At 71.9% G+C, this 19,647-nt stretch carries 17 protein-coding genes and 1 tRNA gene; 5 read left to right on the forward strand and 13 right to left on the reverse strand.

The window, feature by feature from the left end:
- Positions 1–44: 44 nt before the first annotated feature.
- From ACZ7D7_RS22930 to ACZ7D7_RS22945, 4 genes are all read right to left on the reverse strand, one after another.
- Complete coding sequence (locus ACZ7D7_RS22930; RefSeq protein WP_470826565.1) at positions 45–881, reverse strand: carbohydrate ABC transporter permease; 837 nt, start codon at positions 879–881, stop codon at positions 45–47.
- Positions 878–1,885: a carbohydrate ABC transporter permease gene (locus ACZ7D7_RS22935; protein ID WP_470826567.1), complete on the reverse strand. Its 1,008-nt coding sequence runs from the start codon at positions 1,883–1,885 to the stop codon at positions 878–880. Before ACZ7D7_RS22935 ends, ACZ7D7_RS22930 begins: the two co-directional genes overlap by 4 nt.
- Before the next feature lie 2 nt (positions 1,886–1,887).
- Positions 1,888–3,183 (reverse strand): ABC transporter substrate-binding protein, encoded by a 1,296-nt coding sequence (locus ACZ7D7_RS22940; protein ID WP_470826569.1) that lies wholly within the window; start codon positions 3,181–3,183, stop codon positions 1,888–1,890.
- Positions 3,184–3,280: 97 nt separating this feature from the next.
- On the reverse strand, positions 3,281–4,510 hold the full coding sequence (locus tag ACZ7D7_RS22945; RefSeq protein ID WP_470826570.1) for an aminotransferase class V-fold PLP-dependent enzyme: 1,230 nt from the start codon (positions 4,508–4,510) through the stop codon (positions 3,281–3,283).
- Positions 4,511–4,726: 216 nt separating this feature from the next.
- Between ACZ7D7_RS22945 and ACZ7D7_RS22950 the strand changes: the two genes are divergently transcribed.
- Genes ACZ7D7_RS22950 through ACZ7D7_RS22960 form a run of 3 tightly spaced genes read left to right on the forward strand, consistent with a single transcriptional unit; the run spans position 4,727 to position 6,146 of the window.
- Complete coding sequence (locus tag ACZ7D7_RS22950; protein WP_470826571.1) at positions 4,727–5,437, forward strand: FadR/GntR family transcriptional regulator; 711 nt, start codon at positions 4,727–4,729, stop codon at positions 5,435–5,437.
- Positions 5,438–5,481: 44 nt separating this feature from the next.
- The gene (locus tag ACZ7D7_RS22955) at positions 5,482–5,799 is read left to right on the forward strand and encodes a hypothetical protein (protein ID WP_470826572.1); all 318 of its coding nucleotides are present in this window, start codon (positions 5,482–5,484) and stop codon (positions 5,797–5,799) included.
- 35 nt (positions 5,800–5,834) lie between these two features.
- Complete coding sequence (locus tag ACZ7D7_RS22960) at positions 5,835–6,146, forward strand: hypothetical protein (protein ID WP_470826574.1); 312 nt, start codon at positions 5,835–5,837, stop codon at positions 6,144–6,146.
- A 73-nt stretch (positions 6,147–6,219) separates the two neighbouring features.
- Here ACZ7D7_RS22960 and ACZ7D7_RS22965 read toward each other — a convergent pair whose 3' ends face one another.
- The 6 genes from ACZ7D7_RS22965 to ACZ7D7_RS22990 all read right to left on the reverse strand — a co-directional run bounded on the left by ACZ7D7_RS22965 (position 6,220) and on the right by ACZ7D7_RS22990 (position 12,458).
- Positions 6,220–6,828 (reverse strand): dihydrofolate reductase family protein, encoded by a 609-nt coding sequence (locus ACZ7D7_RS22965; protein WP_470826575.1) that lies wholly within the window; start codon positions 6,826–6,828, stop codon positions 6,220–6,222.
- A gap of 82 nt (positions 6,829–6,910) precedes the next feature.
- The gene (locus tag ACZ7D7_RS22970) at positions 6,911–8,491 is read right to left on the reverse strand and encodes a sodium:solute symporter family transporter (RefSeq protein WP_470826576.1); all 1,581 of its coding nucleotides are present in this window, start codon (positions 8,489–8,491) and stop codon (positions 6,911–6,913) included.
- Positions 8,488–8,826 (reverse strand): hypothetical protein, encoded by a 339-nt coding sequence (locus tag ACZ7D7_RS22975; RefSeq protein WP_470826578.1) that lies wholly within the window; start codon positions 8,824–8,826, stop codon positions 8,488–8,490. The genes ACZ7D7_RS22970 and ACZ7D7_RS22975 overlap by 4 nt, the downstream gene beginning before the upstream one ends.
- Before the next feature lie 194 nt (positions 8,827–9,020).
- Entirely contained in the window at positions 9,021–10,727 is a 1,707-nt protein-coding gene (locus tag ACZ7D7_RS22980) for a PP2C family protein-serine/threonine phosphatase (protein ID WP_470826579.1), read from the reverse strand.
- Between the two features lie 271 nt (positions 10,728–10,998).
- Positions 10,999–11,598 (reverse strand): dihydrofolate reductase family protein, encoded by a 600-nt coding sequence (locus ACZ7D7_RS22985; RefSeq protein WP_470826580.1) that lies wholly within the window; start codon positions 11,596–11,598, stop codon positions 10,999–11,001.
- Positions 11,595–12,458: a metalloregulator ArsR/SmtB family transcription factor gene (locus tag ACZ7D7_RS22990; protein WP_470826582.1), complete on the reverse strand. Its 864-nt coding sequence runs from the start codon at positions 12,456–12,458 to the stop codon at positions 11,595–11,597. The genes ACZ7D7_RS22985 and ACZ7D7_RS22990 overlap by 4 nt, the downstream gene beginning before the upstream one ends.
- Positions 12,459–12,816: 358 nt before the next feature.
- On the opposite strand from ACZ7D7_RS22990, the gene ACZ7D7_RS22995 reads away from it, so the two are divergent.
- On the forward strand, positions 12,817–13,944 hold the full coding sequence (locus tag ACZ7D7_RS22995) for a hypothetical protein (RefSeq protein WP_470826583.1): 1,128 nt from the start codon (positions 12,817–12,819) through the stop codon (positions 13,942–13,944).
- 563 nt (positions 13,945–14,507) lie between these two features.
- The gene (locus tag ACZ7D7_RS23000) at positions 14,508–14,852 is read left to right on the forward strand and encodes a MerR family transcriptional regulator (protein ID WP_470826585.1); all 345 of its coding nucleotides are present in this window, start codon (positions 14,508–14,510) and stop codon (positions 14,850–14,852) included.
- Positions 14,853–14,945: 93 nt separating this feature from the next.
- Here the strand turns inward: ACZ7D7_RS23000 and ACZ7D7_RS23005 are convergent, their stop codons facing one another.
- From ACZ7D7_RS23005 to ligA, 3 genes are all read right to left on the reverse strand, one after another.
- The gene (locus ACZ7D7_RS23005) at positions 14,946–17,273 is read right to left on the reverse strand and encodes a hypothetical protein (RefSeq protein WP_470826587.1); all 2,328 of its coding nucleotides are present in this window, start codon (positions 17,271–17,273) and stop codon (positions 14,946–14,948) included.
- Positions 17,274–17,275: 2 nt separating this feature from the next.
- A tRNA-Ser gene (locus ACZ7D7_RS23010) sits at positions 17,276–17,347 on the reverse strand.
- Between the two features lie 148 nt (positions 17,348–17,495).
- A complete protein-coding gene (ligA, locus tag ACZ7D7_RS23015; protein WP_470826589.1) occupies positions 17,496–19,562 on the reverse strand; it encodes an NAD-dependent DNA ligase LigA in 2,067 nt (688 codons plus the stop codon).
- Between the last annotated feature and the right edge of the window lie 85 nt (positions 19,563–19,647).

Raw genomic sequence — 19,647 nt, forward strand, 5'->3', positions numbered from 1 at the left:
GTCCCGCCTGCTCCGCGACGCAACAGGCCCTGGGCCGTGTCCGTTCAGCCCTTCACCGCCCCCGACGTGAGCCCCTGGACGATGTGCCGGCTGGCGAAGGCGAAGAGGACCATCGTGGGGAGGATGGTCAGGACCGCGGCCGCCGACATCGAACCCCAGTCGATGTTGAAGCTGGAGATGAAGCCGTTCAGAGCCGTCGGCACCGTCTTGTTGCCGTCGCTGTTCATCAGCGTCACCGACAGGAACAGCTCGTTCCAGCAGTTGACGAAGTTGAAGATGAACGCGGCGACGATCCCGGGCCGCATCACCGGCAGGAGCACCCGCACCAGCGCCCCGAAGCGGGACAGCCCGTCGATCATGGCGGCCTCCTCCAGCGCGTCCGGGATGTTCTGGAAGAAGCCGCGCAGCATCACCGTGCAGAACGGCACGCACACGGCGATGTAGACGAGGACCAGCCCGAGCCGGTTGTCGACCAGCCGGAGGTCGGTCATCAGCAGGTACAGCGGGCCGAGTGCGATGAAGGACGGGATCATCTGGGTGACCAGGGCCGCCATCAGCAACGCCGACTTGGTGCGGAACTCGAAGCGTGCCAGCACGTACGCCGACAGCGTCGAGACCGCCGTGGCCACCACCCCGGCGACGCTCGCCACGACCAGGCTGTTGACGAGGTAGGTGCCGAAGTCCGCCTTGCCGAACAGCCCTTGGTAGTTCTCGAACGACAACCGCTCGGGCCAGTAGGCGAGAGGGAAGGTGAAGATGTCGCCGGGCGCCTTGAGCGAGGTGACGGTGATCCAGTAGAGGGGGAACAGGGAGAAGACCAGCCACAGGCCGAGGAAGCCGAACTTGGTGGCCCGGCCGGCGGTCGTTTCCTTGCCGATCATGACCGCGTCCCTCGCTTTCCGGCGCCCCGGGCGGGGACCCCGCGTTCGCGTGTGGCCAGCAGGAAGAACACCGCGAAGACCAGCAGGACGGCGACCACCAGGAGGCCGAGCGCGGACGCCTTGCCGTAGTCGCCCTGCTGCGTGATCTTGATCATCCAGGTGGTCACGATGTGCGTCTCGTCGTTCGGCCCGCCCCCGGTCATGCCGAAGATCAGGTCGGGGAAGTTGAAGATCCAGATGACCCGCAGCAGCACGGTGAGCGCCAGCGTCACGCGAATGTACGGAATGGTGATCCGGAACAGCGTGCGCGCCTTGCCCGCGCCGTCGATCGCCGCCGCCTCGTACAGCTCGTCGGGGATCGACTGCAGCGCCGCGAGGATCATGATCGCGAAGAAGGTGACGCCGTACCAGACGTTGGCGATCAGCACGGCGATCATCGCCGTCCGTGGATCGGCGAGCCAGGCGACCGGCTCGTCGATCAGCCCGGCCTTCTGCAGCAGGTCGTTGACGACGCCGAACTCGCTGTTGAACAGCCAGCGGAACAGGATGCCGATGAGGAACCCGGAGATCGCCCAGGGGAAGAAGATCAGGGCCTGGTAGAGGCCGCGGAACCGGAACCGGCGGCGCAGCCACAGCGCGATCGCGAAGCCGATCACCAGCTGCGGCACGATCGAACCGACCACCCAGAGCAGGGTGTTGCCCAGCACCGTGCCCCACGCGGGGTCGGCGAAGACGTCACGGAAGTTCTTCAGACCCACCCACGAGGTGTCCGTGAGGTCCGTCAGATTCCAGTTGCGGAACGCCATCTGGCTGCCGGCGATCATCGGGTAGTACGTGAAGACCGCCACGAAGACCGCGGCCGGCGCCATGAAGGCGGCGATGACCAGGCCCCGCCGGGTGGTGAACTCCCGCCCGCGGCGGCCGGGCGGGGCGCCGCCCCCGGGGGAGGGCGGCGCCTTCGGTGACTTCGACGTCGTGGTGGACGGGGTGAGGGCGGCGGGCACGGCTACTTCTTCCACTTCTCGGTCCAGTACGCGTCCCAGCCGGCCAGCAGTTCCTTCGGCGACAGCTTGCCGAGGATCATCTTCTGCACGTCGGTGTCGGCCCGCTGCTGCCACTCGGCCCACCAGGCGACGCCGCGCGGCTGGGTGACGACGAGGTACTTGTCCGGGTTCTCCGTCATGGTGACGTAGCTGGCCCACGGGCCGGTCCGGTAGAACTCGTCCTCGGCCGCCGACTTGAGGATGGGCACCAGGCTGTTCTTCTTCGTGAAGGCCGTCGACGCCTTCCCCTCGGAGAGGAACTCGACGAGCTTCACGGCCTCGGCCTTGTGCTTGCTGCCGTCCGCCACGCCCCATCCGGCGGTGGCCAGCGGCTGCACGGTCTTGCCGCTGGGACCGGCCACCAGCGGAGCGGTGCTCCACTGGTCCTGCGCGATCGACTTGGACTCCGACACGGTGGCGATGACTTCGGGGTCCTGGAGCAGGAACGCGGTGGAGCCGTTGGAGAAGCCCTCGACCATCTCCGGATAGCCCCACGCCACCGACGACTTGGGCGACGCCTGCCTGAACAGCTTCAGGTACGTCTCCATGGCGTCGAGCGCCTCCGGCGCGGAGAAGATCGTGCTGCCGTCCTTCAGCCGGTAGCCGTTGGCCGGGTCGATCCGGTCGGCGACGTACGCCTCGATCGCGGCGGTGGCGTTGCTGTGCGCGTTGGCCCCGCCGCGGAAGGCGTAGCCGTACCGGCGCTGACCCGGCTCGTGGATGGCGGAGGCCTGCTCCAGCAGTTCCTCCCAGGTGGCCGGCGGCTTGTCGAAACCGGCCTTCTCGATCAGGTCGGTGCGATGGAAGAGGCTCAGCCCGTAGAAGCCGTAGGGGACGAAGTACGTCCTGCCCTTGCCGTCCTCGGAGGCCGCGACAGCGTTGTCGGTGAGCGCGGACCAGCCCTTCCAGTCGGCGAGGTCCTTCTTCATGTCGTACAGCCAGCCGTTGTTCGACCACGGGCCCACCGTGATGTCCCGCACCTCCAGGACGTCCACGCCGCTGCCGGACTGGAGCATCTGCTGGATCTTCTGGTCGGCCTGCTCGGTGGGCGGGGAGACCAGGTTGACCTTGATCTCGGGGTTCTCTTGCCGGAAGTCGGCTATGAGCTCCTTCAGCAGGTCGGTGCGGGCGGGGTTGGTCAGGCTCTCGACCATGGTGAGGGTGACTGTTCCGCTCTCACCGGGACTCATGGTGGAACAGCCGGTGAGGACCATCGCGGCGGCGGTGCCGAGTGCGAGAGCTGCCGTCCTTCTTCTCATAGGGCTGACCTCTTCCTTGGTTCCTGCGGGGACGACGACGGCGGCGGGCCGACGCGCGACTGGGGAGTCGGGAGGGGAGGTGCGGGGTGCAGCGGGGCTAGGGCCGAGTGGCGGCGCGTGCCCATGCGTCGAGCACGGGGACGCAGCGCTCGGCGAAGTACTCGTAGTCCTCCGCGGTGTTGTAGACGTGGGCGGACAGCCGCAGGTAGCCGACGCCGCCGAAGCTGGTGAACGCCGCCTCCACGCCGAGTTCGCCGGCCGCGCGGTCGCGCAGCGCGTCGGCCGTCACCCGGCTGTCGGCCAGCCCGTCGGGCAGCCGCACCAGCCGCATCCCGGGCACGGGCATGCCGACGTCGACGGACGCGTCGGCCCCGGTCAGTTCGGCCAAGGCGGCGCCCACGATCCGCTCGGCGTAGCCGGCCAGATCGTCCATGTAGCGGCGGGCGGTGGGCCAGCCCCAGGTGCCGTCGATGAAGCCGAGTGCCGTGGGCGCGGCCAGATACGCGGTGGCGTCGAGCGTGCCCTGCTGGTCGAAGCGGTCGGGATAGGGGTCGGCGGCACTCCACGAGTCGATCAGCGGATACAGCCCGTCCCGCAGCGGGCCCCGGGCCACCAGCGCGGCGGTGCCGCGCGGCGCGCAGCCCCACTTGTGCAGATTGCCCGACCAGAAGTCGCACGTCAGCCCGTCGAGGGGGGAGGCGAGCAGACCGGGCGCGTGGGCGCCGTCCACGAGCAGCGGTACACCGCGGCGCCGCGCCTCCGCGCCGATCCGCTCCACCGGCAGCCGGCGGGCGGTCGCCGAGGTGATCTGGTCGACGACGACGAGGTCCGTGGCCTCGCCGACTTCGGCCATCACGGCCTCGTACGCCTGGTCGGCGTCGGCGTCCAGCGGCACGCGCGCGGTGCGCACCCGGCCGCCCCAGCGGCGGGCCAGGCGCTCGGCCCCCATCGTCACGGCGCCGTAGCCGTGGTCGGTGACGACGATCTCCCCGCCGTTGCGGCGCTCCAGCCCTGCGTACACGACGCTCACGCCGGCGCTCGCGTTGGGTACCAGCGCGAGGTCGCCGGGGTCCACGCCGAGGAAGGACGCGAGCTCGACCCGGGTCGCGGCGAGGCGCTGCGGCAGGGCGGGGAACCACACCACCGGCGCGCTCTCCATCTGCCGGCGCAGCTCCTGCTGCCGCTCCTGGGCCACGAGCGGTACGGCACCGAACGAACCGTGGTTGAGGTGGCGCAGGGCGGGGTCGAGCGACCACGCCCGCGCCGCCGGCCGGCCGTCGGCCAGCAGCAGGGGACGGGGCGCGGTGGTGACCTCGGTCTCGCTCACATGACTCCCATCTCGAAGCGAGGTACGTCAGACGTTCGGACAGAGACGTATGATGACTCGGGATGGTGGCATGCTCTTTTCGGCCAGGACAAGCCCCTTGCGGCGAAAGAAGTCGGATGACTTTTGCCTGATACGTCAAAGACATCTGATCTCTCGCCTCGCTACAGTGCTCCGTGTGGGCAGGCGGCGCCGCCGGTCCGGCAGGGGAGGAATCGGATGTCCGCAGTCGACAAGGCGTTCCACGGCCTACGGCACATGATCGCCACCGGGCGCCTCGGCGCCGGGGAGCGCATTCCCCCCGAGGCCGACCTCTGCGAGGAACTGGGCGTCTCCCGCGGCTCCTTGCGCGAGGCGGTGCGCATGCTCGCGGCCCTCGGGGTGATCGAACCGCGGCACGGCTCCGGCACGTACGTCTCCCAGCTCAGGCCGGAGGACCTCATCGGCAGCCTCTCGCTGACCCTCCAGCTCCTGCCGCTGCCCGGCCTGCTGGAGGTGTACGAGATCCGGCGGGTCCTGGAGGCCCACATCGCGGCCAAGGCCGCCGCGCGCGCCACGCCCGAGACGATCCGGACCCTGTTCACGCTCATCGAGGCCATGGAGGCCACCGACGACCCCACCGAGGCCTCGGAGCTCGACCATCGTTTCCACGCGGAGATCGCCCGGGCGGGCGGCAACCCCACGCTCGCCTCACTGCTGGCGGTCTTCCGCGCGCGCTCCCGCAAGTACCAGGTCTTCACCCTCCCCGAGGGTCCGGAGCTGCGACGCAAGAGCGACGCCGACCACCGCGTCCTGGCCACCGCCATCGCCGACCGCGATCCGGGCGCCGCGGCCGGGGCTGCCGAGGCCCATGTCGCCCAGACGGAGCGCTGGTTGCGGGCGCTGATGCCTCCCGTCGAGGAGGACGAGGGAGTCGTCGACCCGGCGTGAGGCCCTCTGGACGGGACGACCGGCCTCCCCCACCATGTGTTGTCATGAACACGACTCACAAGACGGGTGTCGCCCTGTCCGTGGCCGCCGCACTCGCCCTCGGCACCGCCGGTGTCGCCCAGGCGGAGCCGACCGTGCCCGAACACGCGGTCATCGTCTGCGACAGCGCGAGCTTCTACGCGAACTACGACAGCGCCTCGGGGCCGTCCGGCCTGAAACGGATCCTGTACCGCGGCGACAAGGTCGGACACACCCGCGGTGCCCACCCGGTCTACAACGGCTGGGCCGCCACCTTCGACTTCGGGCCCAACGACTGGGGCTTCGTGCGGCAGGAGTGCCTGGGCGGATTCGGCTCCTGGTGATCGAGCACGTACGAGACGACGGAAGGGGACCACTCATGACCCGCGTGACCCGTATGACGCGCATGACCCGCACGAGCAGGCTCGCCGCCCTCGCCCTCGCCGTGGCCGCGACGACCGCCCTGGCCACAGGACCCGCCAACGCCGCCGACGGCACCGTCGGCGAACGCGAAACCGTCTGCGCCCAGGACCTGTTCGTCCGCGTCAGCGCACCCCACGGAGCATGGATGGGCACGCTGTACCGAGGACAGACCTTCCTGGTCGAACAGGCCGGCGGCGACTGGGTCTACGGCTTCGCCTACGGAAACATCAACCGCCGGGGCTGGGTCCAGAACGGCTGGTTCTGCTGACCCGGTCCATCGGGACGGCGCGGCCGGGGCGAGGGCGGGACGTCGTCCGGTCGGCCACGGGACTCCGTGACTCTCACTCGGCAAGCGTGGCGACGGCCTCCGCGTAACCGCCCGTCGGGGGTGCCGTGTCGGGGCCGTACACGAGGCTCAGGACGCCCGTGGCGAAGGACTGCGAGCTCAGCAGCTTCAGCGGGATCGACGGCTCGCCCTCGTCGAACAGCCGCATGCCCTTGCGCACGGCGATCGGGTGGACGAGGAGGTGGAGCTCGTCGAGGAGGCCCGCGGCCAGCAGCTGCCGGACCACGGAGACCGAACCGCTCAGCGAGATGTCGCCGCCCGGCTCGTTCTTCAGCGCCGCGGCGACCTCGGCGACGTCACCCCGCGCCTGCTCGGAGTTGCGCCACTCCAGGTCGAGCCGACGGCGCGAGAAGACGATCTTCCGCATGTCGCCTAGCTGCTTGGCGAAGCCGGCGTCGTCACCGCCCGCCGTCTCCCGCTCCGGCCAGGCCCCGGCGAAGCTGTCGTACGTCCTGCGGCCGAACAGCATCACCTCGGCGCTGCCCAGGCTCGCGCCGACGGCCGCTCCCATCTCGTCGTTGAAGTACGGGAAATGCCACTGGTCGGGCGCCTCGACGACGCCGTCGAGGGAGATGAACAGGCTGGCGACGATCTTCCGCGGCATGGTGTCCTCCGGGTCCGTGTGTCCGTACCTGTGACGACCGTGCCGCCCACCGGAACTCATCGGTGGGCGGCACGCCGGTGCTTCAGACGCCGTTCAGCTCCCGGCGCCGCCCCGGAGCGGCCGCGCCGCCCGCCGTCCGGCGCGGATCCGTGACGCTGCCGAGCCAGCCCAGCAGGAACCCGGCCGGTGCCGTCAGCAGGCCCGGGATCGTCACGTCCCAGACCTTGAAGTCGAGGTCCGGGAAGATCGACTCGGGCGTGCCGGACGTGTACGGCGACAGCGCCAGCGCCGCGATGCTCAGCGCCGTCGCACCCCACAGGCACCACAGCGCACCGCGGGCCGTGAACCCCGGCCAGTACAGGGCGTACAGCAGGACGGGCGCGAGGGCGGCGCCGCAGACGGCGAGCCAGAGCGTCGAGATGACGACCAGGTTCCAGTCGGCGGCGAAGACCGCCACGACCGAGGCGACCAGCCCCGTCAGCGCCGCGGACCAACGCGACGAGGCGCCGTCCGCCTTGCCTGTGCGAGCGTGTCCGGCCGGCCCGCCGGACGCGCCCAGGACGTCCCGCCCGAGCGCGATGCCCGCCGCCAGCGTCACGTCCACCACGGCCGCGAGCGCCGTGAGGAAGAGGACGCAGGCGAGCGCCGCGACCAGGATGCCGCCGTTGTCGAGCGCACGTCCGATCATCAGCGGCGTGAACACCTGCGCCGCCGCACCGCCCTCGCGCAGCGCCTCGCCGACGAGGGCCGCCGCGCCGATGCCGACGACGGCCAACGCGCCGTACAGCAGCGTCAGTTCGCCGAGCATCCAGCGGCCGACCGTGCGGGCGCCGCGCGGACTCTTCGTCGAGATCGCCCGCATCAGCACGGCGGGCATCGCCAGCGTGGCCATCGACATTCCGAAGGCCTGCCCGATCCGGTTCACGGCCCCGACCCATCCCTCGCCGGTGTAGCCGCCGGGACGCAGATACGCCTCACCCATCCGCGAGCCGTGCGCGGCGGCGTCCAGCAGCCGGCCGGGATCCCAGCCGAAGCGGTCGAGCACGAGCCACGCCGCGACGACCAGCACCGGCAGGGCGATCGCCGACTTGGCGATCATCACCACGCCCGTGCCCCGGATCCCGCCGCTGACGGCCAGCGCCGTCATCACACAGCCGATCACGACGATGCAGCCGGTGCGCACGCCGGGCTGCCCGATCAGCGCCGCGGCCACGTTTCCGACCACCACCAGCTGCACGACCAGCAGCGGGAAGCACACCAGCAGGGTCACCACGCCCCAGGAGACCCGCACCGCGGGCCCGCCGCTGCCGCGGGCGTCCAGCAGGTCGGCGGCCGTCAGCGAGGCGTGCCGGCGCAGGGGTTCGATGATCAGCACCAGTAGCAGCATGACCCCGATCAGGCTGCCCAGCATGACGCCGAGGCCGTCGAAGCCGAACGTGGCGACCATGCCCACGAGCACGGTGACCGTGGCGACGGTCGTGGTGTCGCCGCCCATCGCGATGCCCTGCTGCCAGGAGCGCAGCCGGCGGCTGTCGGACCGCACGAGGGCCCGGTCGTCCTCGTCGGCGCCGGTGATGATGCACAGCATCAGGCAGATCACGACGAACACCGAGAACACGGCGAAGACGAGGGAACGGGACGAGGGATCGAGCAGCCCGGTCACGAGTACCTCCGGGCGTCCGGGCGCGGCTGGAGCGCGTCGACGCGCCGCCCGTACGCCAGCAGGGCGTGCACGCCCACCGTGAAGGGCACCGCGGCGAGGAACAGGCCGAGGCTCACCGGCCCGGCGATCCGCACCCCGTACAGGGCGGGGAAGAGGGCGGCGGGCAGCAGGTACAGCAACCAGACGACGGCGATACGGACGCCGAGCCGCAGCCCGACGGCCAGTCGCGCCACCTCCTCGGCGTCCCGTTGGTCGTGCTCCGCCGGAGGCTGCGCACCGGCTGCGGCCTCGTCGGGGCGCGGCGGCCCGGGCCAGGGCTGCGGTCCGAAGGACATGAGGGCGGCTCCGCTCACGTGGTTCCAACACCCCGGTCAGGGGCGTCCGTACGGGTGTGGGGGTGGGCGCGGAGTCAATCAGACATACCCGTGGATCCCGAACACCCTGGGAGCAGGTCTGTTCGCCCGCACAGTCCGACCGGTCGCGGACGGTGAGCGGGCACCGCGGGGCGCGGGCCGAGAGTCCCGCCCCGCTAGCTGCCGGGCCGGGCCGCGGTGCGCAGGGCGAGGATGGCGACGTCGTCGTCGTTGGCGGTGGGGCGGGTGCGTGCGAGGACCTCGTCGGTGAAGACCTCCAGGGGGCGGTGCACCAGGGACGCGGCGTGACGCCTCAGCCGGTCCAGGCCCTCGTCGAGTGACGTGCCGGGCTCCTCCACGAGGCCGTCGGTGTAGAGCAGCAGTGTGGAGCCGGGCGGCAGCAGAAGCGTGGCGTCCGGACGGGGCGCGCCGGTACCGGTGCCGAGGAGGATGCCGTGTCCGTCGGTGAGGTACTGGGCCATGCCGTTCCGGGTGATGAGCAGGGGAGGGGGGTGGCCGGCGTTGGTCCAGGTGAGTTCCCAGCCGGCGTCGCCGATGTCCTGGAGCCGGGCGAAGACGAGCGTGGCCATGTCGGCCCCGGCCAGGTCCATCGCCGCGAGGTCCAGCCATTCGACGATCTTGCTGGGCGGTTCCTGCTTGGAGTAGGCGTAGGCGCGCAGCATGTTCCGCAGCTGGGCCATGTCGGCCGCCGCGTCCAGGTCGTGCCCGACGACGTCCCCGATGACCAGCGCGGTCGCCCCGTCGGGCAGGGAGAAGGCGTCGTACCAGTCGCCGCCCACCTGCGAGGCGTCGGGCGCCGGTTCGTAGCGGACCGTCATCTCCAGCTCCGGCACCTCCGGCAACAGCGGCAGCAGGTGCCGTTGCATCGTCTCCGACACCTTGCGCTGGCGCTCGTACAGCCGGGCGTTGGCCAGGGCCAGTCCGGCCCGCCGGGTGATCTCCTCCAGCAGGGGCAGATCGGCGCTGGTGAAAGGGTTGGGGTACTGGGAACGGCCCAGGGTCAGGGCGCCCAGTACCTCGCGCGGGCCGCGGATCGGGCCGATGACGGCCGACTGCATCCCCGTGGCGGTGAACAGCCGCCGCTCCTCGACGGCGATGCCCGAGTCCGGTTCTCCGCGGTAGGTGTCGGGGCCCGCCAGCGCCGACGCCGCGCCACGCAGCGCACGGGACAGCGGAAGCTGGGACTCCTGCGGGACCGCGGGCATGGGACCGACGAGGTCCTCCTCGTACGTCAGGACGCCGTCCTCGTAGTGGACGACGGCCGAGCGCCACACCTGGCCGGACTCGGTGATCAGGTCGATGACCGCCCAGTCCGCGAGCCGCGGCACCACCAGCCGGATGAGCCGGCTCAGCGCCTCCTCGATGTCCATGGTCGAGGTCAGCTGGGTCGTCAGTTCGGCGAGGAGCGCGAGCCGTTCCAGTTCGGAGAAGGTCTCCTGGACCGAGCTGGGCTGGTCGTCGGCGAGCTGGTGGAACAGCACCAGCATGCCCCGCCCGCCGGCCTCGTCACAGGCTGTGACCAGCCAGGCCACGGGCGTCGGCGTGCCGTCACCGCACTCGAACCAGAGGTCCTTGCCCTGGGAGGTGCTGCCCGCCAGCGCGGCCTGGCGGATCGGGCACTCCGTCCTCGGCACCGGCTGCCCGAGGGCGTTGCGGTGCAGCAACTCGTGCGAGTCGCGTCCGAGCAGCTCGGCCGCGGACCGGCCGAGCAGCCGCTCCGCCGCCGTGTTGACGGCCGTGATGATGCCGTGCTCGTCCGCCAGGTAGGCAGCGGCCGAGAGCGAGTTCAGCCCCGCCGACAGCGGTCCCGCATTTTCGCCGGGAGTGCGTCCCCCCGACGCTGGAGCGTCGTGGCCCTTCATGGTCTCGCCCTCGTCCTGGCCGGTTACGGATGAGCGACTCCTTGCTTTCCCTGCCGGGGCACCGCCAAAAACACCGGTCGGGATATGTCGCCCTATCCATCGGACCACAGATGGACGCGCAGCGAGCCCGCGGAGTCCCGGCCACCCGGTTCCGTGTCATGGCCGGCGCCTGCGGTCGCGTGGAAGTGTCCGGAACGACGCCTCGGACCCGCGCAGGCGCGAGACCCCGCCACCGGTCCGGTACGGCCGCCGTCGCGCCAAGGGGGCGGGCTCAGCGGACCCGGTCGTAGACCATGGCCATCTCGCCCAGCTCCCCGGTCTCCTGGTGCGTCAGCGCCCACTTCGTGGCCGGCAGGCCGTCGTCGAACAGTCGTCCCCCGCCCCCGGCGATCTCGGGGAAGATCATGAGGTACAGCCGGTCGATCAGGTCGGCGGCGAGGAGCGGCTTGATGAGGCTCGCACTGCTGTTGACGAGGATGTCGCCCCCGCCCGCGGCCTTGAGGCCGGAGACGACCTCCTCGGCGGGGGCGTTCACCACGCGGGTGCGTTCCCACGGCGCTTCGGTCAGGGTGGTCGAGAACACCACCTTCTCCGTGCCGACCAGCCACTTCGCGTATCCGCGATCACGCGGGTCGGCGTTGTCGTCCTCGGCGACCGTCGGCCAGTAGCCCAGGAACCCTTCGGCGTTGATCCGCCCCAGCACCGCCGTCGTCGCGCCCTCCCAGATGCGCGTGAGGTGGTTCCGCGCCACCTCGGTCGTCACGTACGGCGCGAACATGCTGAAGTCGCCGGGTCCGCCGGGACCGTGGTAACGCCCGTCGAGGGTGAGGCTCAGATTCGCGGCCACCCTGCGGCCGGTCTGCTCGGTCATGTCGTTCTCCTAGTGTCGGTCCCGCCGGCGTCGGCGGTGTCGTGCGAGCCGTCGGCGAGGGTCGCGGCGAGCTTGTCGAGGCTCTGGCCGAAGCCGATCTCGATGCCGGCGACGAAGTCGGCGGCGTCAATGGTGCTGTCGGTGAGCTGCCAGTGGATGTCGAGTTCCGTGCCCGTGCCGGCGGGCCGCAGGCCCATGTCGACGTGGGCGGTGAAGGCAGGGCTGCCGTCGGGCAGCAGAGGGGAGAGCCGGTACGTGAGGCGCTCCCCGGGGCGGACGTCGTCGACGACGCCCTCCGCACGCCCGGCGACCAGGTCGGAACCGTCGGCGTCGTCGGCGTCGCGGTACTCCTGGACGATCCGGCCGCCCGGCCGCGCCTCGAAGACCAGCTCGGAGACGCGGAGGTCGTCGGGCGTCCACCAGCGGGCGAGGAGCGGGACCTCCGTGAGGTGGAGCCACACCAGCTCGGGACGTCCCGTCAGCGACCGGAAGAACCTGAACGAGCGACCGTCGGCCCAGCCGGACTCCTCCGCCGCGCGCCGTTCCGCGCGGAGGGTGTGCTCGTAGCGGTCGTACGTCGCGCCCGGACCGCCGGCCAGTTCGGCCGCGTCGGCCAGCCCGGTCAGTTCCACCGCCAGGTCGCGCAGGGGCCCGGGGCGGAGCGCGTAGATGCGGCGCTGGCCGGTGCGCTGCGAGGTGACGACGCCGGCCCGTTCGAGCGTCTGCAGGTGCTTGGTCGTCTGCGGCTGGCGTGCCCCGGCGAGCTGGGCGAGGACACCGACCGGGCGGGGACGCTCGGACAGCAGCTTCACGAGTCGCAGTCGGGCCGGGTCGGCCAGCGCGATGAGGAGTTCCTCCATGGGCACGAGTATTCCTCACCGCGAATATTCGTGTCAAGGAATATGAGTCTCGAAACTGAGCGGGTCGCGTGCGCGCGTGGTGGTGGATGATCAGGTTCCGTCATCCGAAATGCCCGAAGACGCAACGAAGTTGCCCCGCGTCTTGTCGTAACGGCCTTCGTGCGCCCGCCTTGGCCGTTCACCCGTTTGCCGCACATCCCGCGGGGTGGAGAACCGTTACTCCGGACATGACCAAGAAAAGAGAGGAAGAGGTTCTCCGGTCGTCCGGGAACCGGCAGCCGCGGGACAGGGCGAGCGCCTGGCCGCAGCCACGACCGACCGTCACAGACGAGCAGATGGCCGGGTAACCCACCGCCTCATGTACCGCGAACACAACCCATACGACTCCGACCACGACGACTACGTGCCCTACGCCCAGAGACAGGCCCCGGTGGGCAGAGGCCGCCACCGGGCGCCCGCCGCGGAGTTCGTCCCGCCTGCGGGCGCATTCACCGTTCCCCCCGCTCCGGACCCGTCCTCCTGGCCCTTGATGCCCCCCGGTGCCGACTGGGACCCCGGCGAGGAACTGGCGTTCATGCTCCAGGACGTGGGCGAGACCGAGGGGGAGCGGCCCGTCGCGCATCCCGTGGACGAGCCGCCGCCCTTCCGTTCCGAGGACGACCCTTCCGTGCTCACCCCTGCGGCCGGGACGCCGCTCGGGAACCTGCAGCAGATCACGGAGGCGCTGCCCCCGCTCAGGCGCCGGCGCCGCACCCGCCGCAGGGACCGGACGCGCCGCAAGGTCCGCCGCCGACGGGACATCGGCCCCCTGCGCGCCGCCAGCCTGGTCCTCGCCGGACTGGCCGCCGTCATCGCCGCATCGGTGAGCCTGCTCAGCGGGATGGCGGCCTACGAGCCGCTGCGGCTGACGGCCGCGGCCCGCGCCTCCCTCGGCGTCGTGGCGTGGTGGCCGCTGCTGGTGTACGGCCCCTGGCTGGTCGCGTCGCTGTCCGTCCTGCGGGCTGCGTTGCACCGGCGCCGTGCCGTCCATTCGTGGTCCGTCGTCCTGCTGTTCTCGGCCATCGCGATGCTGCTGTGCATCGTGCAGGCGCCCAGGACCCTCGGGGGTATCGCGGCGGCGGCGTTGCCCGGCCTGGCGTCACTGGTCTGCTTCCAGCAGGTCGTCCGGCAGATCACCCTGAGTCGGCCGCCCCGGCGGGCGGTGCCCCGCCATCGGCAGGCGGCGGAGGCCCGGCCGGTCGCCGCCACCTCTGCCTCGGCCTCCAGTGCCGCCACCTCCGCCTCGGCCTCCAGTGCCACCACCTCGGGTGCCGTCTCTGGAGGAGGGGGCGGCGTCAGTGGGACGAAGGGCAGGGCCGCCCCGGCGTCGGCGCCTCACCCGCGTCCTTCGGAACCCCGCTCCCGCGTCACCGCCCCCAAGCGGGAGCGGACCGTCGGCGCCGCGGGAGCGGACCGCGGGCGCCCGCCCCTTACCCCGGTCCGCTGACGGTGGGGGGTGACGTGCTCAAGCGGTGCGTCACCCCCCATCCGGCTGTTCGGAGCCTGCCGACGCCGCACGGTCCCGAGGGGTGTCTGCAGGTCCTGCTTCCGGTTGCGATCTCCGAAGAAAATCTGTCGCGGACGCGGTAGACATTGGCTGGCCGCAGGATTACAGTTTTTGGTGTAGCCAGGAAGTCGATGAAGGCGCGGCAGAGACGAACTGCCGCGCAGGCACGGCAAGAAGGACGCGGCCCGGCGTTCGCCGGGCCGCGGGCAGTACCCGCGGTATCCAGCAGTACAAGCAGTACAACCGAGTAACCGAAGGTAAGGAGCAGCGCGCCATCAGGATCGCCCGGGCGAGGAAGATGTCCGCCCGGGTACCGCAGGCCCCGGATTGGAAGGTGGTCCCCGGTCACGCATCCGCGATCCCCGCAGTCCCGCCCGTCCGGGCGGCGCCTGCGGACAACGAAGCCCGGCGCAGCGCGCGCCGGTAGATGGTGTTGAAGCTCGGGGCCCGAGTGCCGGTACGGCGCTCGGGCCCCCCGACGCGTCCCCAGGAAGAAGAGGTCTATGACCCCTCGCAGTACCCGTTCCGTCGACCCCCTCGATGACGACGACTACCCCGCCTACACCATGGGCCGGGCCGCCGAGATGCTCGGCACCACGCCCGCCTTCCTCCGCGCCCTGGGCGAGCACCGCCTGATCACCCCCCTGCGCTCCGAGGGCGGCCACCGTCGCTACTCCCGCTACCAGCTGCGCATCGCCGCCCGTGCCCGAGAACTCGTCGACCAGGGCACCCCCATCGAGGCCGCGTGCCGCATCGTCATCCTCGAAGACCAGCTCGAAGAAGCCCAACGTCTCAACGAGCAACTGCGTGCCAAGGACGGCGGGGCGCAGCCGAAGACGACAGCCTGACCACGCGGCGGATGGCCGCCCTCGTGGCCGACCGCCGCCACCGCCGCCGCGCCGCCCTCGACCGCACCGGCCGTGCCGGCAGGCCCGCCTCCCTCACCGCATCCAGTGCCCGTCGGTGCTCCACCCCAGGAAACGACGGGCACGTCCGCCGTTCGCCGTCGCGTCGTCGCCGAAGGCGCCTCCTTCGGCGACGTGGACCAGGCCCGCCAGGGCGGGAGCCAGCCGGGTCGCGACATGGGCCGGGTACCGGACCGTCTCCTCCGCCAGGCCCGCGACGACCTGTCGCTGCTCCTCCGGCGAACACAGCGACAGGTGGAACACCATCTGACGCCAGGCGTACGCGGCGTCCTTGATGGTGCCCAACGGTCGCGGATGGCGGTCTACCCGCGCGGTCAGTCGGCACACGGTCACGAAGCAGCGCCGGGCGAGATCGGCCCAGCCGGGCCGCGGGGCGATGCCCACCCGGTGGACCAGCGTGGCCAGGTTGTGCGTGGTGAGGATCTGCGCCTGCTCGATCACCGTGCCGTTCGCCGCGACCGACGAGTACCGCGCCCCTGCCCCCGCCGCGGCCCGCTCGGCACACAGCCGCGCGAAACCGGCGGAGGCGTCGGCACCGGACGAACGGGGCCTCCTGGTCGGGCCGGTCCCGGTGACCGCCAAGCCCCGGACCGCCGCGTAGTCGATGCCGTAGTAGCGCTCGTACAGCGTGCCGTCGAGCAGTTCGCCCGCGATTCGCGCCGCCGTGAGGAACTTCGGGCTGAAGGTGCCCATGAAGATGTCGGCGGCCAGCTCCTCCACGAACGGGGCGTCCAGGCCGCACTGGCGTTCAAGAACGCCGAACTCGCGCACCAGCGGGTTGGGCAGGATCGTGCCGGGGAAGGCCTGCACGGCCAGTTCGCCCAGTTGCCGCAGCACGGCAAGCGCGCCCGCATCGTCCTGCGTGTCCCTCGTGCCCTGCGTGCCCTGCGTCGCGGAGCGCCGGCCCGACACCGCCCGTACCCAGGGCAGTTCCTCGACCCGCACCTGCCGTTCCAGATTGAGCAGGAGCAGCGAGCGGCGATTGCGGAACGCCCGGTAATTCGCGGCCATCAGGGTGCGCAGCGCCTCGTCGCCGTACGCCTGCGCCGTGGCGGCGGCGACCAACTGCGGCACCAGCTCGGCCAGGACCTCGGCGGACGGGACGACCCCCCGCTCCACCAGCGTGCCGATCGGGGCGCTCAGCGCGGACTCGACCACGCGGCCGACCGCCTGCGGTACGGCGGCCCCGGCGGGCAGGTCCGTCTCCCGGCTCTCCTGCCCGGTCACCGGGCCCAGGAGCGGGGCGACATCCGTGATGCCCGTGTCCTGGGGGAGTACGGCGAGCCGTCGCAGCACCAGTTGGGCCACCGCGTGGTGGGAGGGGAGCGCCGCCTGATCGGCCTGGCGTCGGCGCAGGGCCGTGTGGGCGGCGGAGCCGGGCAGGCCCCGCCGGCGCACCATGGACTCCACCGCGTGCCGCAGCAGACCGAGCCGCCGCGCGTCCAGTGGACGCCCGGCGACGGTCTCCTCCAACGCGCCGCGCAGAATGCCCAGGTTCTCCCTGGGGTTGAGGTGCTTCGTGCAGCGAGTGTGTTGCGCCGCGAGCAGCCGGTAGCGACGGAGCAACTCCTCGCCGCGCGCCGGCCAGTCGGCGTCCGGCGCGACCTCCAGGACCCGTCCGCCCCGCGCCGTCCGCAGCCAGTGCGCGAGCAACTCGTCGCCGAACGGCTGCCACACGGCGAGAGCCTCGTGCTGCGTCTCGGCGGCCGCGTTGGGCCGCCGCCGGATCAGGGCGTCGACGGCGTCGGAGACGGTGTGCAGGTGGACGGCGGCCGTGGCGTCCGGCGCGGGACCGTCCGCCGGGCGGGGCAGGAACCGCAACCGGTCGGCGAACGGCACGAGTTCCGCCGCGAGGTCGAGCGCCGCGTCCGTCTCGCCGTGCCGCACCAGCCAGGCCAGGGTGAGCAGCGCGGCCTCCTCCGGCAGACCGACCTCGTAGTGACCGCTGTCCAACAGGCCCCACAGCCAGACCAGTCCCGGCTCGGTGAGGCAGTGGGCGAACAGCGCACGCCGCTGCGCAGGCACACCGAAACTCCGGGCGGCCTCGACTTCGTACGGCTGGAGCGGGCCGCCCGCGCTCGCGGTCCCGGTGGCGAAACCGCCCCGCACCACCTCGGGAGTCACCCAGGCCGGAAGCCCGTCCACGGGCGTGCGCGAACCGATCGTCAGCCGGCCCGTGGCCATGCCCGCGAGGACCTCGCGCCAGCGCCGTCCGCGCGCCTCGGCACGGCGCCGCACATCGGCGTCCTGGTGCGTCAGCGCGGTCGTGAAGGCCTTGGCCAACTCGGCCTCCGCGTAGGACGGGGCCGCGGTGAAGGGCTGCTGCTCAGCGTTGTCGTTCATAGCCGGCGTGGCAGGTTCCGCCCCTGCGCCCTCCGGGTCTCAAGCCCGGTGCTCTGCTGCTGAGCTACACGCCGATGCCGGCCGACGTTAGAGGCCGAGGTGATCGTCGTACAACTCCGTTTTGCCGGGGGCGGGCACCCGCGCACCGGCATCGAGCAGGTTTCGGGCCTCGCCGGGCGGGGCCGCAGGCTCGCCCCGAACCCCGCCCGGCTTCCCGTCGGGTCAGGAAGGCAGGAAGTCGGCGATCAACTCCGCGAACGCCTCCGGAGTGAGGACCTCGACGCCGAGCTCCGCCGCCTTGACCGCCTTCGAACTCGGCTTGCCGGCGGCGGTCGGCGCGGACACGAGAAGGGACGTCTTCGAGGTGACGCCGCTCCCCGCGCGCCCACCGGCCTTCTCGATCAGCGCCTTCATCTCGGACCGCCCGTACGCCTCCAGCCGCCCGGTCATCCTTCCGGTCACCACGACGACCTTGTCCGCGAGCGGCCCCGTGCCCCCGGCCGCAGCCTCGTCCTCGGGCTCGCTCATGTTCACCCCGGCCGCGACCAGTTTGTCGATGACCGGGGCCAGCGCGGCGACCTGCTCGACGATCACCGGGGCCTTCTCCGGACCGATCCCCTCGACCTCCTGCATCGCCGCCGCGTCGGCCCCGCGCACGGCGTCCATCGTGCCGAAGTGCCGGGCGATCCGACGGGACATGCTGCGCCCGGTGCCGAGCACGCCCAGGGCACAGAAGACCCGGCTGAGGGGGAGGGACCTGGCGGCCGCGATCTGCTCCGCGAGCTTCACCCCGCGCTTGGAACTGCCCGACGCGGCGGTGAGCTGCTCGACGGTCAACGTGAACAGGTCGGCCACGTCGGTGACTTCGCCGGACTCGACCAGCGCGGCCACGTACGTCCTGCCGAGGCCGTCGATGTCGAGCATCTCGCGCCCGGCCGCGTACTCGATCAGCGCCGGAAGCGCGCACGCGGAGCCCTTCGCGCACCGCCACCGCTCCTGCGCCTTGTTGATCTCCCCGCCGCAGTTGGGGCAGGCCTCGGGCAGCGGCACCTCCCGGGCCCCGGCCGGGCGCAGGTGGGCCACGGCCGCCTGGACGCGCGGGATGATGTCGCCGGCCTTGTAGACCGTGACCGTGTCGCCGAGGTGGAGGTCGCGGCGGCGGATGTCCGCCGGATTGTGCAGCGTGGCCCGGGTGACGGTGGAGCCGTCGAGCTCGACCGGGGTGAGGATCGCCGTGGGCGCGAGCACCCCGGTGCGGCCGACCTCCCACACCACGTCCTCGAGCACCGTCTGGCGTTCGACCGCGGGCAGCTTGACCGCGATGGCCCAGTACGGGAAGCGGCTGCCCACCCCGACCGCCGCCTGCTCCGCCGCGTCGTTCAGCTTGACGACCACGCCGTCTATGCCGACCGGGAGTTCCGCGCGCATCGCGGCGATCGCGTCGACCCGCTGCTGCGCCTCGGTGAGGTCCGCGACGACCCGGAGCCCGGCCGGGGACGCCGCGGTCGTCCGCACCCCCGCCGCCGCCACGGCGGCCAGGGCCTCGGCGTGCGGGACCCCCTCGGGCAGGAACGACACGTCGTCCAGCTCGACGACGCCGTACGCCCAGAACGTCATCCGGAGCCGGTACGGGCGGTCCTTCGCGCGCAGCGTGCCCGCCGTGCCGTTGCGGGGATTGGCGAAGACCTGCGCGCCGTGCGCGACACGGACCTCGTTCGCCGCCTCGAACTGCGCCTGCGTGAACGCGACTTCGCCGCGCACCTCCACGGTGACGGGCCGCTCAAGCCGCTCGGGGAGGCCGTCGATCTGGCCGATGACATGGCTGACGTCCTCGCCGTGGCCGCCGTCGCCGCGCGTGATGATCCGGACCAGCCGGCCGTCGCGGTAGCGAGCGGCCACGGCCGCGCCGTCGATCTTCGGCTCGACCGTGAACCCGCCCCGCGGGGCACGGCCCAGCCGGCGCTCCACCGAGGCGCCCCACGCCACCAGGCCCTCGGCGTCGAAGACGTTGTCCAGGCTCAGCAGGCGCGTGGTGTGCGCGACGTCGCCGACCGGAGCCGCCCCGTCGGCGACCAGACCCGTGGGGGAGTCCGCGGCGACCTCGCCGGGGTGGGCCTGCTCCCAGGCCAGCACGGCCTGCCGCAGCCGGTCGTACGAGGCGTCGTCCATGGGGCTGTCGCCGTCGCCGTAGTACGCCCGGGAAGCCTCGCGCAGGCGGTGCAGCGCCGACTCGTAGTCGGTACCGCTGGACAGGACGGGCAGCGCCTCATCGGCGGGAAGAATCGTCATGAGGGGATCTTCTCGCGAGGGTCTGACAATGGCCCCGGACAGCCTGTGACGTGGGAAGGGGCACCGGTCCGCACAGCGGAGCGCG

It is taken from the genome of Streptomyces sp. NPDC037054 (assembly GCF_055606745.1).

What these genes read in the sequence shown, in the direction of transcription:
- ACZ7D7_RS22930 (WP_470826565.1), bottom strand. Translation starts at nt 881, where the DNA reads ATGATCGGCAAGGAAACGACCGCCGGCCGGGCCACCAAGTTCGGCTTC.
- ACZ7D7_RS22940 (WP_470826569.1), bottom strand. Translation starts at nt 3,183, where the DNA reads ATGAGAAGAAGGACGGCAGCTCTCGCACTCGGCACCGCCGCCGCGATG.
- ACZ7D7_RS22950 (WP_470826571.1), top strand. Translation starts at nt 4,727, where the DNA reads ATGTCCGCAGTCGACAAGGCGTTCCACGGCCTACGGCACATGATCGCC.
- ACZ7D7_RS22955 (WP_470826572.1), top strand. Translation starts at nt 5,482, where the DNA reads ATGAACACGACTCACAAGACGGGTGTCGCCCTGTCCGTGGCCGCCGCA.
- ACZ7D7_RS22960 (WP_470826574.1), top strand. Translation starts at nt 5,835, where the DNA reads ATGACCCGCGTGACCCGTATGACGCGCATGACCCGCACGAGCAGGCTC.
- ACZ7D7_RS22965 (WP_470826575.1), bottom strand. Translation starts at nt 6,828, where the DNA reads ATGCCGCGGAAGATCGTCGCCAGCCTGTTCATCTCCCTCGACGGCGTC.
- ACZ7D7_RS22975 (WP_470826578.1), bottom strand. Translation starts at nt 8,826, where the DNA reads ATGTCCTTCGGACCGCAGCCCTGGCCCGGGCCGCCGCGCCCCGACGAG.
- ACZ7D7_RS22980 (WP_470826579.1), bottom strand. Translation starts at nt 10,727, where the DNA reads ATGAAGGGCCACGACGCTCCAGCGTCGGGGGGACGCACTCCCGGCGAA.
- ACZ7D7_RS22985 (WP_470826580.1), bottom strand. Translation starts at nt 11,598, where the DNA reads ATGACCGAGCAGACCGGCCGCAGGGTGGCCGCGAATCTGAGCCTCACC.
- ACZ7D7_RS22990 (WP_470826582.1), bottom strand. Translation starts at nt 12,458, where the DNA reads ATGGAGGAACTCCTCATCGCGCTGGCCGACCCGGCCCGACTGCGACTC.
- ACZ7D7_RS22995 (WP_470826583.1), top strand. Translation starts at nt 12,817, where the DNA reads ATGTACCGCGAACACAACCCATACGACTCCGACCACGACGACTACGTG.
- ACZ7D7_RS23000 (WP_470826585.1), top strand. Translation starts at nt 14,508, where the DNA reads ATGACCCCTCGCAGTACCCGTTCCGTCGACCCCCTCGATGACGACGAC.
- ACZ7D7_RS23005 (WP_470826587.1), bottom strand. Translation starts at nt 17,273, where the DNA reads ATGAACGACAACGCTGAGCAGCAGCCCTTCACCGCGGCCCCGTCCTAC.
- ligA (WP_470826589.1), bottom strand. Translation starts at nt 19,562, where the DNA reads ATGACGATTCTTCCCGCCGATGAGGCGCTGCCCGTCCTGTCCAGCGGT.